Origin of the sequence: Microvirga sp., from assembly GCF_014699075.1 — a bacterium.
Taxonomy (GTDB): Bacteria; Pseudomonadota; Alphaproteobacteria; order Rhizobiales; family Beijerinckiaceae; genus Microvirga.
The window spans coordinates 1-12,581 of the sequence record NZ_JACXAB010000040.1; the positions used below are offsets into that span (position 1 = coordinate 1).

A 12,581-nucleotide genomic window follows, 5' to 3' on the forward strand; every position below is an offset into this window, starting at 1 on the left:
AACTCGCGGCGGCTTAACCCCGGCAGGGCTCCACTTAGCGAACCGAAAACACTGTTCAGACGAACCGAGCCACCTCAGCGCGGCGCCCGTGTATCAAAACGTATCTGCGCTTTCACTACAGTCTTGGATGATTGGGGAAGTTATGGGACAGGCACACGTAAGGCCCCCAGCTAAACGCCTACTGACCAGAGCCGAGGCGGCAGCTTATTGCGGGCTGGGCTCCTCGCCCCCTCCCGTAAAGCCGAAACGTATCAGGCCCGGAAAGCAAGGACTGAGGTACGATGTGCGCGACCTAGACGAGTGGATCGATAGGCTCGACAGCGGCGAACACGACTCCGGTGGCAAGAACTGGCTGGATGAGCTGGACAATGAAGAGACCTAAGGTTCCCGGCGTAAAGTGCTACGTGTCGAATGGCATTGCCTATGCCTACGACAGGAAGACTGGCACCCGGTTAACTCCACCTCACGCGCTCTACTCGCGGGAATGGTTCGAGGCGCTCGACGCAGCCCGCGCTAAGGCAAAGCCGGTCGAGGAGAAGGGCGGGACCTGGGGTGCTGCCGTGGCAGCCTACCGGGCTAGCCCCAGGTTTCTGGATCTCGCCTCCCGCACCAAGGAGGACTACCAGGCAGTACTGGACTGGACAAAGCCGCTCCATGCAATGCCGCTGACGCAATAGACACGCGGCTTCGTAGCGGGGTTGCGGGACAAAGCCAAGCTGAAGAAGGGTCGCCGGTTCGCCAACTATGTGCTGAGCGTCGTGTCCGTGGTCTTTGCTGTTGCGCTGGAGCGGGAGCTCGCAGACACCAACCCGGTACGCGAGGTGAAGAAGATCCGCCGACCGAAGGGGGAGCCCCGCGCCAACCGGCCATGGGCACCGGAGGAATGGGAGGTGGTCAAAGCCGCCTGCCCTGCTCACATCCTGGCTCCGGTCCTGCTGGGCGGCATCCTCGGCTATCGGCAGGGGGAAATCCTGTCAGCCCCGCGCACGTCGTATAATCGGAAGACGGGCCAGCTCAGCCGGATCTCAGCCAAGAGCGGTAAGAAGGTTGTTGTGCAGGCGCCGAAGGCGATTGTCGAAGCCTTGGACGCCCTGCCCAAGCACACAGCCACGACGCTCTTCGTGAACACCCGTGGATTGCCGTGGACGGAAGACGGCTTCCGCTCCTCGTTCTTCAAGATCATTCGGAAGCTGGAGGAGGCAGGTAAGGTAGCCAGCGGCCTTACCTTCCATGGGCTGCGGCACACCGCCGCAACCCGGATGCGGCAGCTCGGCTTCGATACCCGCACCATTGCCGACATGCTGGGTCAGGAGACCGAGGGCATGGCCGGCCATTATTCAAGGGAAGCGCATTTGGAGCCGAAGCTCCGGGGCGTCGTCAAAAAGCTCGATCAACACGCCCGCAGGAAAGCGCAGAACGCTTAGACAAAGAGGCAAATTCCTCAATGCTTCATGATCAACTTAGACGAAATTCAGGAGGGTAAATGGTTGATAACGCAAACATAAAATCGGACTCTGACTCCGTTAGTCTTGGTTCGAATCCAGGTCCCCCAGCCACTTTGCTCTTCAAGCGTCTAAAGCCGCCCTCTTCCGCAGGTTCGAGGCCTCTTTTCAGGCACAGCAGGCCGCTGTCTCCGACGTGGCGATCTGCAGCCTATCCGGCAAGCACAACCGCCACGCTTGGCGGGACTGTCGCGTCCAAGATCCAGTTAATTGACGTGGACAGGCTCGAAGGTGCTTTTGAGCGGATGGGGATTCCAGTCGCCGTTTGAAGCCGGCGCCACCTGTGGCTGGCTCGACCACCGGCGCTCGAACGCCTTGGCCGCTTCCTGATCCTTGAACCCCAACAGGCCAAAGCCCGTACGGATATGGAAGAAATCGTAGGGAGCGGCCTCGTCCTCAAGCCAGCGAACAACCTGAAGCTTGAGCGCTCTCTTGCTCCCGTTCCACACATCCCAGTCGTTGATCATGAAAACGAAAGGCCAGAGGCGGGCATAGGCCTCGACTTCGTAGCATGTCGCTGAGGCCAGTTCCTCATCGCGGGTGGAAGCCGCGATAGCCTCTTTGATCTTCTCCAACTCCATCACTGCCTCACCTGACATTCGTGACATAGGGTGGTGCGGTCGAACGGGATCTCGACGCCGCATAGCTACCGATATACCTCACATTAGGTAAACGATAGGTCATTTGGGCAGTTCCAAATGGATATTGCTTGAAAGCCAACGTGCCCGCGCTAGCGAGAGACATCCCGGCGGTCTGCCCGTCATCGCCTCGCCCGCGATCGGGCCGGTGGGTGCAAAATTGCCGGCCCTATCCTGATGCTGCCCAAATCGAGGGCATGCTGTCTTCAGCAACCTCACTGAGTTGCAAGGCACGCTGTACACTCGATACGCTCAAGGTGTTTGGGAAGACTCCCGCAATGTGCGCTCATGAGCGTTCCTGACCTGAACTCGGCTGGTGATCGGCCAACACGGATCGGCATTGAAGTGGTCGGATCGATGGATCATGTGGGAGCACTTGCGCGCTGGCTTGCCGATGAGGCGCCGCACGACACCGTGAACGGGCTATTTGCCGGGTTCTGCGAGGAGGTCGTGCGATCCGGCGCTCCCGTCTGGCGGGCCTCCCTGGGCTTGGAGGTGTTGCACCCGGAGGTGAGCGGCTGGCAGCATGTCTGGACGAGCGAGAGCCTGTCCATGCACGAAGCCGACCGGGCCACGGCGGCTACATCGCCGTCCTACATCAACAGCCCGACCCGGATCGTCGATGAAGCCGGAGAGCCGTTCCGCCGCCGGCTCGAGGCGCCCTGCCCCGACCTGCCGCTGCTCGAGGAGCTGCGCCTCGCCGGAGGGACGGATTACGTCATGTATCCCCTGCCCTTCCTGGACCGGACCCGGACCGCAGTGATTTCCTTCGCCACCCGGGACCCGCAGGGTTTCGACCTCACAGCGCTCGACCGGCTCGAGCGCGCCGCGAGGCTTCTGAGCCCGTATCTGGAGCGGCATGTGCTGCGCCGCATCGCCGTCGATCTGCTCGACACCTATGTCGGCCCTCGCACGGGGCAGCGCATCATCGAGGGCCGGGTGGATCGCGGCGGCGTCGAGATGATCGAGGCGGCGATCTGGTTTGCCGACCTGCGGGGCTTCACGCTCCTGTCCGAGCAATCCCCCATCCCGGCGGTGCTGACCCATCTGAACGCCTGGTTCGGCATCATCGGCGAGGTGGTGGAGGCCCATGGAGGCGAGGTGCTCAAGTTCATCGGCGATGCCGTGCTGGCGATCTTCCCGACCTCGGTCGAGCGCGACCGCATGGCAGCCTGCCGCAAGGCTCTGGCCGCCGCACAGGAATTCTGCCGGCGGAGTGAAGACGAGAACATCCTGCGTCGCGCTTCCGGCAGCCCTCCTCTGGAGCACGGCCTGGCGCTGCACGTGGGCGAGGTGGCCTATGGCAATGTCGGAGCCTCGCACCGGCTCGACTTCACGGTGATCGGCCCGGCCGTGAACCGGGCCAGCAGGCTCCTGGATCTGGCAAAGCGCCTGAACCGGCCCGTGATCGTCTCGCACGCCCTCGCGCGGGAGGTGGATCAGCCCCTGGTCGATCTCGGACGCTACCGGCTGCGCGATGTCGAGAAGCCGCAGCCGGTCTTCACCTTGCACCAGACCGATTCATGAGGCCTGATCGCTTCCGGACCTCTAGGCCAGTCGTCCCTTGCCCCTCCTGCCGGGGCAAAGCCTGGGAATTGAGCCCTTAGTTGCAGATGGAACGAGGTTGACACCGGCTCCTCCTGCCACACCTAAGCAACCTATGTTAATTCCACAGAGAGCTGGGTTCCGATGAGGCGAGTGCTGGGCCGCAGGGCGGTGTCCAATGATCCCATCGACCGGGGCCTCATGGCGACGGCACTCGTGGCTGCGCTGACGGCATTCCTCATCTGCTGCCAGCTCCCCTGACGCCAGGCTGCGCCGGAAGCAGCGTGAGGGGTCATCTATTCCCCCGCAGGTCCTAACGCAAAAGTAGATATCCCTTTGCCCTAGCCTCTCCGATGGGACGCTCAAGGCCTGAAAAGGTTATCATTCATGAAGTGAGCCGATACTCACAACGTGAGCACCGATATGCGTTTTTCGACTTTGTGCGTTTTTGCTGCAGCGACCCTCATCTCCGCGAGTGCTCTCGCCCAGGAGGGGGGATGGGCCTCTACCCCGGAAGGGAAAGCACGGTGGGATGCGTGCTACAAGGAGACCCGGCTGATCCACAGAACCCGCAACCGGACCCCCCTCGATTATCGAGAGATCATCAAGGAAGCGCGCCGGGACCACATGCGTGTGTGCATGACGAGAGCACAGCCTCCTGCTCCGGTGCAGGTTGCAGTGCCGACCGACAGGTTCCCCGAGACCGCTCTGTCAGGTTGGGCCAGCAACAACTGAATTGCCATGATACCCAGGAGGCTCTGAGTCATCTCTCAGGGCCTCGCCGGTGTTGCTTCAGGCTGGGCAGGTTCCACTACGAAACCGCTGGTCGCGCTTAGCGATCCACGGTCTTGATGTCGGAGCATGGGATGATCAGCACCGGGCGCAGATCCTCGCCGACAATTTCAATGAAGATGTCGTCGCTGTAGTCTGGCTGCATCGTGGCCCAGCTCCGCAGCAGAGCTTGCATTACCTTCAGGGCTTCCGATCGGGCTGCCGCAATATCCGGCAGGTCCATGCCGCTCGGATCCTCGTCGGTTCCGAAGTGACTTCTGATATCGATATAATAGCGGGGCAAATCGATCCCCTGACAACGCTGGACCTGAGGGGACACCCCTCATTATATGGAATCATGTTAAACGACAGCGTGCATCGCTGAAATTCACTCTGAATCGCCCTCCACTCTTTCGAGCGAACCTGCTCTCCGAAAAGATGTGGTCCAACTTTCCGGAGTCGAGAGGATCGGATGCCGGCGCTCGATGTTATCAATTGAGAGAAGCGCCTCAGGAGTTTCGATGCTGTTACCTTGGATGAAGCTTGCCACCGACACCACGATGCTGGCCTTCGAAGCCCAGACGGTGATCTGGACCCGCATGTCACAAGCCGCGATGGGCCAGGGGTCGCCCGCAGAGAACCTGCTCATGGTGACGGAGAAGATCACGGCCTTCACCGAGGCGGCAGCCGTGCTTGCCGCCGGTGGCTCCGCTCACAAGATCGTCAAGGGATATCGCAGGAAAGTTCGCGCCAACGCGAAGCGCCTCCAGCGGTAGAAGCGGCAAAAGCCATCCAAGCAGCGTTGCGCATCATCAGCGTGGGACCACCGTGTCCGGGTTGGACGGGATCTGCTTGACGGTCTCCTTGCTGGCGGCACGGCCAGGCGCGTTCTCCGGATCGGAATGCGTTTCGCGAAGTGCGAAGAAGACGACGACAACGGCAACGGCCACAAGCGCGAGCGCCGTCCAGCTTCGGGTGTTCATGATGAGCTCTCCTTCAGGGTCCTGTCAGAGGGCTGAACTCACACCCTATCGGCTGGTTCCTGCGGCAACGCACCCGATCCCTGGGCAGTCCGTATGATCCGTTCCGGTTTTGCTGAAAGACGGGAGCATTCCCACCGAAGGCGCTCTGATTAGCGGCCTCAAAGCCTCCCGAAACAAAGAGGTGCGACACTTTGCTCTGCAAAGATGGAGGCACCACGTGACGAAGCGTGGCTTTTATGATCGAAGTCGGGAACGCCTGTACTTTTGGGACAAAAATCCGTTTGTTTGCAAGGTTTAGGATAAAGTTTCCGGCTGCATTGAAACGAATAGCCAAGCTTGTTCAGCAAGTTTTTCATACCGAAGTATAGGCTTAGCCGACACCTTCTACGTAATTTCCACTATTCCATTTGATGAGAAAATGAGCGTATAGATTTTTTCATTGACGCGGAACAATTTTACACAAGTTAACCAAAGATATACTTTCTAAGACTTCGTGTCGGTGGGGGCAGACACGGCAAGAGCCGCGAACCAGCTAAGTAAGCTGGGCGCGGCTTTTCTTTTTTCCGGACGATAGAACAGTCGAACGCTCAGCCTAGAAGAAGCGAGCCAATACCGCCTCGAGGCGCTGCCATTCCGCTTCAGCCCTGGGTAGTCCGAACCTCAATAGCTGCGAGCTATACTGAAATCGTCTGACCCAGATGCCATGTTCTCCTAAAGCCCGGAACAGTTCAGGAGCCCGTGGGCTCTCTAGCAGGCGGTAAAGGACCGTGCCACGCAGGGGCGTTTCCACAATGGAGCCGAGAAGAGCATCCATACGGCGGGCATCGGCGGTGCGGTCGGCCTTGGCCGCCTCAAGCCACTTCCGATCGCGGAGAGCCTTCCGGCCTACCTCGAGCGCTGGGCCGGAAACAGCCCACGGGCCGAGCGCCGATCTCAAGCTCGTGGCGATCGGCTCAGGCGCCAGCGCGAAGCCGATCCTCAATCCTGCCAGGCCATAGGTCTTGCCGAAGGAGCGCAGGACAATCGCGTTGGCCGGAAGCACGGGCACGAGGCTCTCGTCGGCATCGAAATCGGCAAAGGCCTCATCGACGACGAGCCAGCCGCTTCGTGAGCGAAGATCCCCCGCGAGGCGAAGCAGGATCTCGCGGTCGAGCAGCCTGCCGTCGGGATTGTTGGGATTGACCACGACCACCACATCCGCGCCGTCGAGGCGATCCAACGCCTCCACCTCCTCCACGTCACGCCCGACCTTACGCCACGAATGGGCATGCTCCGCATAGGTCGGCCCGAGGACCGCCACGCGGGAGCGCGGCCGCAGATGGGGCAGAAGGCTGATCAGAACCTGCGTGCCGGGCGCTGCAACCGCCATCGCGGCATCGGTGGCTTCATAGGCCTCGGCAGCGGCGGCTTCGAGATCGCTGTGATCGGCCGGCGACGGAAGCCGCTCGAACAGGGAGGCTGGCAAGGGGGGCACCGGATAGGCTATGGGGTTGATCCCCGTCGACAGGTCGATCCACGGCTCGGGCGCCTGCGGAAACAGCCGCCGGGCCTCGCCCAGATCGCCCCCGTGCCAGATCCGCGCCTCACTCATCCCGTTCACCCATGGCCCTTTCCGACAGTCTCCTGATCTTGTGCCTCGCCCTCGCGGCGGAGGCGGCTGTCGGCTATCCCAACCGCCTTTACACGGCGATCGGCCATCCCGTCACCTGGATCGGGCGGTTGATCAAGGGGCTTGACCGCACCCTGAATCGGGACGCTTGGTCCTTCGAGCAGCGCCGCGCCGCCGGCATCCTGGCCCTGCTGGTTCTTCTCGCCGTCACGGGGCTGGCCGTCTGGGCGCTGAGCGCGCTGCTCCGGCCGCTCGGCCTCATTGGCATTCTCCTCCTGGCGATCCTCGCCAGCAGCCTCATCGCCCAGCGCAGCCTGCACGAGCACGTGGCGGCCGTGTCGAAGGGGCTGCGCGAGGACGGGATCGACGGCGGACGCAGGGCCGTCGCGATGATCGTCGGGCGCAACCCGCAGAGCCTCGACGAGGCGGGAGTCTCCCGCGCTGCCATCGAGAGTCTGGCTGAAAACTTTTCCGATGGAATCGTGGCACCCGCCTTCTGGCTCGGCCTCGGCGGCCTGCCGGGCGCTGTCCTCTACAAGGCCACGAACACTGCCGACAGCATGATCGGTCACCGCACACCCCGGCATGGGGCTTTCGGCTGGGCGGCAGCGCGGTTCGATGACCTTGTGAACCTGCCCGCTTCGCGTCTGTCGGCGCTTCTCATTGTCGCTGCCGCGTTTTTGCACAGGAAAGCCTCGCCGCTGAACGCATGGCGCGCCGTCCGGCGCGACGCCTCGCATCACCGTTCGCCCAATGCCGGCTGGCCCGAGGCAGCGATGGCGGGAGCGTTGGGCCTGCGGCTCGCAGGACCCCGCGTCTATGGCGATGTGCGCGTCGAGGATCGCTGGATGGGAGATGGTCGCGCGGAAGCAACGGCCGGCGACATCGAGTTGGCGCTTGCGCTCTATCGCACGGCCTGCGGATTGCTGTTCGGTCTGGCCGCAGGATTGACGCTGCTCGCATGGCTCATCCTGCGCTGAGCGCGAAAAGCCTTTCGCAGTCGAGATGCGTCTCCAGGTGAACGGCGAAGCGGTCGAGGATGTCGTCAACGAGGGTCTCATAGGCGAGATCGCTCGTTTCGGCTTCGAGCAGCTTGAGCCAGCGTGAGCGCTGCCGGTCGTCCGCGAACAGGCCGTGCACATAGGTGCCGACCACGCGGCCATTCGCCGAGATTGCACCATCCGCATGTCCGTTCGCCAGCTGCGCGAAGGGCTGCCGCAAGGCATCGGGTCCTGTTGTCTCGCCGATATGCATCTCGTAGCCGGACAGCGGCACGCCATCGACAGAGGTGCCCGCTACGGCCTCAAGCCGCTTCTTCGCCGTGAGGGTGGTCGCAACGTCGAGAAGTCCCAATCCCTCAATGGAGCGGCCCGCCTCGCCTTCGATGCCGAAAGGATCGTCAATGCGCTGCCCCAGCATCTGGTAGCCGCCACAGAGGCCGAGCACCCGCCCGCCCCGACGCACATGCGCCTTGAGGTCGGTGTCCCAGCCCTGCCGGCGGATGAAGAGAAGGTCATTGATTGTCGTCTTGGAACCCGGCAGCAGCACGAGCGCCGCGTCGGCCGGGAGAGGCTCGCCCGGTTCGACCAGAACCACCTCCACGCCCGGCTCCTCGCGCAGGGGGTCGAGATCGTCGAAATTAGAGATCCACGGCGTCACCGGCACGGCGATCACGACAGAGCCCTTGCGCCCTTCACGCCGCAATCCCAAACCGTCTTCGGCCGGCAAACGCGCGGCATCGGCAAAATGCGGCACCAAGCCCAAAGCCGGCCAGCCGGTACGCTCGGCCACGAATTGCATGCCGCTGTCGAACAGGGCCGGATCGCCCCGGAAGCGGTTGACGATGAAGCCGCGGATCATCGCGGCATCGGCCGCGTCGAGCACCGCCTTGGTGCCGACGAGGCTTGCGATCACGCCGCCCCGGTCGATATCGCCCACCAGCACCACGGGCACGTTCGCCGCGCGGGCGAAGCCCATATTGGCGATGTCGCCGGCCCTGAGATTCACCTCTGACGCTGAGCCCGCCCCCTCGACAAGAACAAGGTCGGCCTCGTCTGAGAGACGTGAAAAACTGTCGAGCACCGCCTGCATGAGGCGCGGCTTCCAGGACTGGTATTCCCTCGCCTTCGCCGTGCCGACCACGCGCCCCTGCACCACCACCTGCGAGCCGATCTCGCTCTGCGGCTTCAGCAGCACCGGATTCATGTGCACGCTCGGCGCGACGCCTGCCGCCCGCGCCTGCAGCGCCTGGGCCCGACCGATCTCGCCGCCATCCGCCGTCACGGCGGCATTGTTCGACATGTTCTGCGGCTTGAACGGCCGGACCTTAAGCCCTTTTCGCGCAAACACCCGGCACAGGCCCGCCACCAGGAGCGACTTGCCCACATTGGAGCCGGTGCCCTGCACCATGAGCGCGCGCATCAGAACTCCACGCCTTCCTGCGCCTTCACGCCGGCGGCGAAATGGTGCTTCACCAGGGTCATTTCGGTGACGAGATCGGCCGCCTCGATCAGCTCCGGCTTGGCGTTGCGGCCGGTGACCACAATGTGGAGGTCGGGCCGGCGCTGCCGCAGGGTCTCCACCACCTCGGTGAGCGGCAGGTACTCGTAGCGCAGCGCGATGTTGAGCTCGTCGAGCACCAGAAGGCGGATGTCCTCGCGGGCCATCAGCTCCTTCACCTTCGCCCACGCCCGCTCGGCCGCCGCCACGTCGCGGGAGCGGTCCTGCGTCTCCCAGGTGAAGCCGTCGCCCATGGTGTGCCACTCCACCTGATCGGCAAAGCGATCCAGGGCCATGCGCTCGCCGGTCTCCCAGGCGCCCTTGATGAACTGGACCACGCCCACCTGGAAACCGCGCCCGAGCGCCCGGAGCATGAGGCCGAAGGCCGCCGTCGACTTGCCCTTGCCGGGACCTGTATGGACGATGAGGAGCCCCTTCTCGACGGTCTTGGAGGCGACCTCCCGGTCCTGGACTTCCTTGCGCTTGATCATCTTGGCGCGGTGGCGCGCCTCTTCGTCCTGGGTCATCCCGGCCTGCTTTCCTGTGGAAGGGCCGCACCATGAACAGGCCAGGGCCCGATTTCAAGGCCGGCCGCTGCCCAGGCTTGAAACATCCCCCCTGGCCAGATAAGCATGAAACCGACGGTGCCCCGGCAACGGGGTGAAAAGGGAATGCGGTGAGACACCGCGGCTGCCCCCGCAACTGTAAGCGGCGAGCCTTCGCTCCACATGCCACTGGGCCCCAAAGCCCGGGAAGGCGGCGAAAAGCATCGACCCGCGAGCCAGGAGACCTGCCGTCAGCCTTTGCTTCTATCGGGTCTGTCGGACGGGGTGTGCCGACGGTGACCGTAGTCGAATGACCTCGTCGTTCGGTTCCGTCCGTGGAAGCTCAACAGACTCGAAGAACCACGAGTCTCCCGACGGAGAGAACGATGACGATTCTGCCCAAGACCCGCCTTCTTGCCCTGACGCTCGCCGGCCTTGCGGCCGCGACGCCGGCCCTCGCCCACCACCCCATGGGCGGCATGATTCCGGCCACCTTCACTCAGGGCCTGCTCTCGGGTCTCGGCCATCCGGTCATCGGTCTCGACCACCTCGCAGCCCTCGTGGGCGTCGGCCTCGTCGCCTCGCGCTTTGCCCGCGGCCTCACTCTTCCGGCTTTCTGGGTTGCGGCCATGGCCGCCGGTGTGGGCCTGCACCTGATGAGCGCCAGCCTGCCCTACGCGGAAGTTCTCGTGGCGCTCAGCGTCGTGGCCATCGGCCTTGCGGCGACGATCCGCACCACCCTGCCCTATAGTCTGATTGCCGTTCTGTTCGCTGCCGGCGGCGCCGTACACGGCTATGCGCTCGGCGAAGCCATCATCGGAGCGGAAGCAACCCCGCTCGCCGCCTATCTCGTCGGCCTCGTGGCGGTTCAGACCGCGCTGACCACCGGCATTGCCCTCGCGGCCCGTTCGCTCGCTAAAGGCTCGCTTGCTGTGCCCGCGCTGCGGCTTGCGGGTGTTGCGGTTGCCGTCACGGGCATCGCAGCCCTCGCCCTGCCGACCTTCGCCTGAGCGGATCGGCGCACAAGCGATGACCTCATCCCCTGAGGAGATCTGCCTGCATGTCTGCGTCACCTGCCGTCAGGCGGGTGGCCCGGACGACAAGGCGCTCCGGCCCGGTGCGATCCTTCACCGGGCGCTGACCGAGGCTCTGAGCCGACCCGACGCTCCGAAGGTGCGCGTCGAGCCGGTCGAGTGCCTTTCCGTGTGCAAGCGACCCTGCACCATCGCGGTCTCGGGCCCAGGACGCTGGACCTACATCTATGGCGATTTGAGCCCCGACACCTCGGTGGAGACCATTCTCGACGGGCTGCGCCGCTATGCGGCCACACCGGACGGCCTCGTGCCCTGGCGCGAGCGGCCCGAGGCCTTCCGCAAGGGCGTTGTCGCCCGCATTCCTCCGTTCAAGACAGATAGCGCGGCCTGAACACGCCGCCGAAAGGCAAGCCTTCATGAGCGATCTCTCGAAGATCCCCTGCACGATCATCACCGGGTTCCTCGGCGCCGGTAAAACCACCCTGGTGCGGCACCTCCTGGAGAATGCCAATGGCCGCCGCCTCGCGGTTCTCGTGAACGAGTTCGGCGATCTCGGCTTCGACGGCTCGTTCATCGAAGGCTGCGGCATCGAGGGCTGCACGCAGGACGACATCGTGGAGCTTCCCAACGGCTGCCTGTGCTGCACGGTGGCGGACGATTTCGTGCCCGCCCTGAACACCCTGCTCAACCGGCCGAACCCGCCGGAGCACATTCTCATCGAGACTTCGGGCCTCGCGTTGCCGAAGCCCCTGGTGCGCGCCTTCAACTGGCCCGACATCCGCTCCCGCGTGACGGTGGACGGCGTGATCGCCGTAGTCGACGGCCCGGCCGTCGCATCGGGCGCCTTCGCGGAGGATCCGGACGCGCTTGAAGCCCAGCGTGCTTCGGACACGTCCGTCGATCACGAGAACCCGCTGGAGGAGGTTTTTGAAGACCAACTCCTGTGCGCCGACCTCGTCATCCTCAACAAGACCGACCAGATGCAGGAAGGCGACAAGGCTAAGGTGCTGGCTGAGATCAATGGTCACCTGCCCCGGGCCGTGAAGGTCATTGAGGCCGCTCACGGCAAGGTGGACCCGACCGTGCTGCTCGGCCTCGGTGCAGCGGCGGAAGCCGATCTCGACGCCCGCCCCTCGCATCACGAGGCGGCGGACGACCACGACCACGACGATTTCGAGAGCATTGCCATTCCGGTTGATGCGGTCGCCACGCCAGAGGCGCTCGTCGCCCGCGTCGAGCGTGCGGCGGAGGCCGCCGGCGTGCTGCGCATCAAGGGCTTCGCGCCGGTGAACGGCAAGCCCATGCGCCTCGTGGTGCAGGGCGTCGGCCAGCGCGTCGCGCATCACTTCGACCGGCCATGGAAAGCGGACGAAGCACGCGACGGGCGCATGGTGGTGATCGGCCTGAAAGGCTTCGACGTGAAGGCCGTCGAAGCCGCCTTGCGCGCGGGATAGC

15 protein-coding genes, 1 tRNA gene and 1 riboswitch are annotated in these 12,581 nt (G+C 63.8%); of the genes, 10 read left to right on the forward strand and 6 right to left on the reverse strand.

Annotation, left to right across the window (positions count from 1 at the left end; genetic code table 11):
• The first annotated feature begins 368 nt into the window (after positions 1-368).
• The 3 genes from IC232_RS25685 to IC232_RS25695 all read left to right on the forward strand — a co-directional run bounded on the left by IC232_RS25685 (position 369) and on the right by IC232_RS25695 (position 1,556).
• Positions 369-677: a hypothetical protein gene (locus IC232_RS25685; protein WP_190847802.1), complete on the forward strand. Its 309-nt coding sequence runs from the start codon at positions 369-371 to the stop codon at positions 675-677.
• 21 nt (positions 678-698) lie between these two features.
• Positions 699-1,424, forward strand: coding sequence for a tyrosine-type recombinase/integrase (locus tag IC232_RS25690; RefSeq protein ID WP_190847803.1), 726 nt, complete (start codon positions 699-701; stop codon positions 1,422-1,424).
• A 49-nt stretch (positions 1,425-1,473) separates the two neighbouring features.
• Positions 1,474-1,556, forward strand: a tRNA-Ser gene (locus IC232_RS25695).
• Between the two features lie 152 nt (positions 1,557-1,708).
• Here the strand turns inward: IC232_RS25695 and IC232_RS25700 are convergent.
• Positions 1,709-2,083, reverse strand: a complete 375-nt coding sequence (locus IC232_RS25700; RefSeq protein WP_190847804.1) for a hypothetical protein — start codon at positions 2,081-2,083, stop codon at positions 1,709-1,711.
• A gap of 345 nt (positions 2,084-2,428) precedes the next feature.
• Here IC232_RS25700 and IC232_RS25705 point away from each other — a divergent pair, with 345 nt between their 5' ends.
• Complete coding sequence (locus tag IC232_RS25705; protein WP_190847805.1) at positions 2,429-3,667, forward strand: adenylate/guanylate cyclase domain-containing protein; 1,239 nt, start codon at positions 2,429-2,431, stop codon at positions 3,665-3,667.
• A gap of 441 nt (positions 3,668-4,108) precedes the next feature.
• Positions 4,109-4,420, forward strand: a complete 312-nt coding sequence (locus IC232_RS25710; RefSeq protein ID WP_190847806.1) for a hypothetical protein — start codon at positions 4,109-4,111, stop codon at positions 4,418-4,420.
• Positions 4,421-4,517: 97 nt separating this feature from the next.
• On the opposite strand, the gene IC232_RS25715 is transcribed toward IC232_RS25710, so the two are convergent.
• Entirely contained in the window at positions 4,518-4,760 is a 243-nt protein-coding gene (locus tag IC232_RS25715; RefSeq protein WP_190847807.1) for a DUF6894 family protein, read from the reverse strand.
• A 217-nt stretch (positions 4,761-4,977) separates the two neighbouring features.
• Between IC232_RS25715 and IC232_RS25720 the strand changes: the two genes are divergently transcribed.
• The gene (locus IC232_RS25720; protein ID WP_190847808.1) at positions 4,978-5,232 is read left to right on the forward strand and encodes a hypothetical protein; all 255 of its coding nucleotides are present in this window, start codon (positions 4,978-4,980) and stop codon (positions 5,230-5,232) included.
• A 36-nt stretch (positions 5,233-5,268) separates the two neighbouring features.
• Here IC232_RS25720 and IC232_RS25725 read toward each other — a convergent pair whose 3' ends face one another.
• The gene (locus IC232_RS25725) at positions 5,269-5,439 is read right to left on the reverse strand and encodes a hypothetical protein (RefSeq protein ID WP_160195436.1); all 171 of its coding nucleotides are present in this window, start codon (positions 5,437-5,439) and stop codon (positions 5,269-5,271) included.
• A 592-nt stretch (positions 5,440-6,031) separates the two neighbouring features.
• Positions 6,032-7,030 (reverse strand): threonine-phosphate decarboxylase CobD, encoded by a 999-nt coding sequence (gene cobD, locus IC232_RS25730; protein WP_190847809.1) that lies wholly within the window; start codon positions 7,028-7,030, stop codon positions 6,032-6,034.
• An 11-nt stretch (positions 7,031-7,041) separates the two neighbouring features.
• On the opposite strand from cobD, the gene cbiB reads away from it, so the two are divergent.
• Entirely contained in the window at positions 7,042-8,028 is a 987-nt protein-coding gene (gene cbiB, locus IC232_RS25735) for an adenosylcobinamide-phosphate synthase CbiB (protein WP_190847810.1), read from the forward strand.
• Here cbiB and IC232_RS25740 read toward each other — a convergent pair.
• Together IC232_RS25740 and cobO are read right to left on the reverse strand one after the other, a co-directional pair.
• Positions 8,015-9,457, reverse strand: a complete 1,443-nt coding sequence (locus IC232_RS25740; RefSeq protein ID WP_190847836.1) for a cobyric acid synthase — start codon at positions 9,455-9,457, stop codon at positions 8,015-8,017. The two genes, cbiB and IC232_RS25740, sit on opposite strands and share 14 nt — an antisense overlap.
• Positions 9,458-9,468: 11 nt before the next feature.
• Positions 9,469-10,074, reverse strand: a complete 606-nt coding sequence (cobO, locus tag IC232_RS25745) for a cob(I)yrinic acid a,c-diamide adenosyltransferase (RefSeq protein ID WP_190847811.1) — start codon at positions 10,072-10,074, stop codon at positions 9,469-9,471.
• 98 nt (positions 10,075-10,172) lie between these two features.
• A riboswitch (cobalamin riboswitch) is annotated at positions 10,173-10,360 on the forward strand.
• Between the two features lie 118 nt (positions 10,361-10,478).
• Between cobO and IC232_RS25750 the strand changes: the two genes are divergently transcribed.
• From IC232_RS25750 to cobW, 3 genes are read left to right on the forward strand one after another with little or no spacing between them, the layout of a single operon-like run.
• Entirely contained in the window at positions 10,479-11,102 is a 624-nt protein-coding gene (locus IC232_RS25750) for a HupE/UreJ family protein (protein ID WP_190847812.1), read from the forward strand.
• 19 nt (positions 11,103-11,121) lie between these two features.
• On the forward strand, positions 11,122-11,517 hold the full coding sequence (locus IC232_RS25755) for a DUF1636 family protein (RefSeq protein WP_190847813.1): 396 nt from the start codon (positions 11,122-11,124) through the stop codon (positions 11,515-11,517).
• A 25-nt stretch (positions 11,518-11,542) separates the two neighbouring features.
• Positions 11,543-12,580 carry a cobalamin biosynthesis protein CobW gene (gene cobW, locus IC232_RS25760; RefSeq protein WP_190847814.1) on the forward strand — a complete coding sequence of 346 codons (1,038 nt, stop codon included), beginning with the start codon at positions 11,543-11,545 and terminating at the stop codon, positions 12,578-12,580.
• The last annotated feature ends 1 nt before the right edge of the window (position 12,581 follow it).

What these genes read in the sequence shown, in the direction of transcription:
- IC232_RS25755 (WP_190847813.1), top strand. Translation starts at nt 11,122, where the DNA reads ATGACCTCATCCCCTGAGGAGATCTGCCTGCATGTCTGCGTCACCTGC.
- IC232_RS25700 (WP_190847804.1), bottom strand. Translation starts at nt 2,083, where the DNA reads ATGGAGTTGGAGAAGATCAAAGAGGCTATCGCGGCTTCCACCCGCGAT.
- IC232_RS25725 (WP_160195436.1), bottom strand. Translation starts at nt 5,439, where the DNA reads ATGAACACCCGAAGCTGGACGGCGCTCGCGCTTGTGGCCGTTGCCGTT.
- IC232_RS25740 (WP_190847836.1), bottom strand. Translation starts at nt 9,457, where the DNA reads ATGGTGCAGGGCACCGGCTCCAATGTGGGCAAGTCGCTCCTGGTGGCG.
- cbiB (WP_190847810.1), top strand. Translation starts at nt 7,042, where the DNA reads ATGGCCCTTTCCGACAGTCTCCTGATCTTGTGCCTCGCCCTCGCGGCG.
- IC232_RS25750 (WP_190847812.1), top strand. Translation starts at nt 10,479, where the DNA reads ATGACGATTCTGCCCAAGACCCGCCTTCTTGCCCTGACGCTCGCCGGC.
- cobO (WP_190847811.1), bottom strand. Translation starts at nt 10,074, where the DNA reads ATGACCCAGGACGAAGAGGCGCGCCACCGCGCCAAGATGATCAAGCGC.
- IC232_RS25710 (WP_190847806.1), top strand. Translation starts at nt 4,109, where the DNA reads ATGCGTTTTTCGACTTTGTGCGTTTTTGCTGCAGCGACCCTCATCTCC.
- cobW (WP_190847814.1), top strand. Translation starts at nt 11,543, where the DNA reads ATGAGCGATCTCTCGAAGATCCCCTGCACGATCATCACCGGGTTCCTC.
- cobD (WP_190847809.1), bottom strand. Translation starts at nt 7,030, where the DNA reads ATGAGTGAGGCGCGGATCTGGCACGGGGGCGATCTGGGCGAGGCCCGG.
- IC232_RS25685 (WP_190847802.1), top strand. Translation starts at nt 369, where the DNA reads ATGAAGAGACCTAAGGTTCCCGGCGTAAAGTGCTACGTGTCGAATGGC.
- IC232_RS25720 (WP_190847808.1), top strand. Translation starts at nt 4,978, where the DNA reads ATGCTGTTACCTTGGATGAAGCTTGCCACCGACACCACGATGCTGGCC.
- IC232_RS25705 (WP_190847805.1), top strand. Translation starts at nt 2,429, where the DNA reads ATGAGCGTTCCTGACCTGAACTCGGCTGGTGATCGGCCAACACGGATC.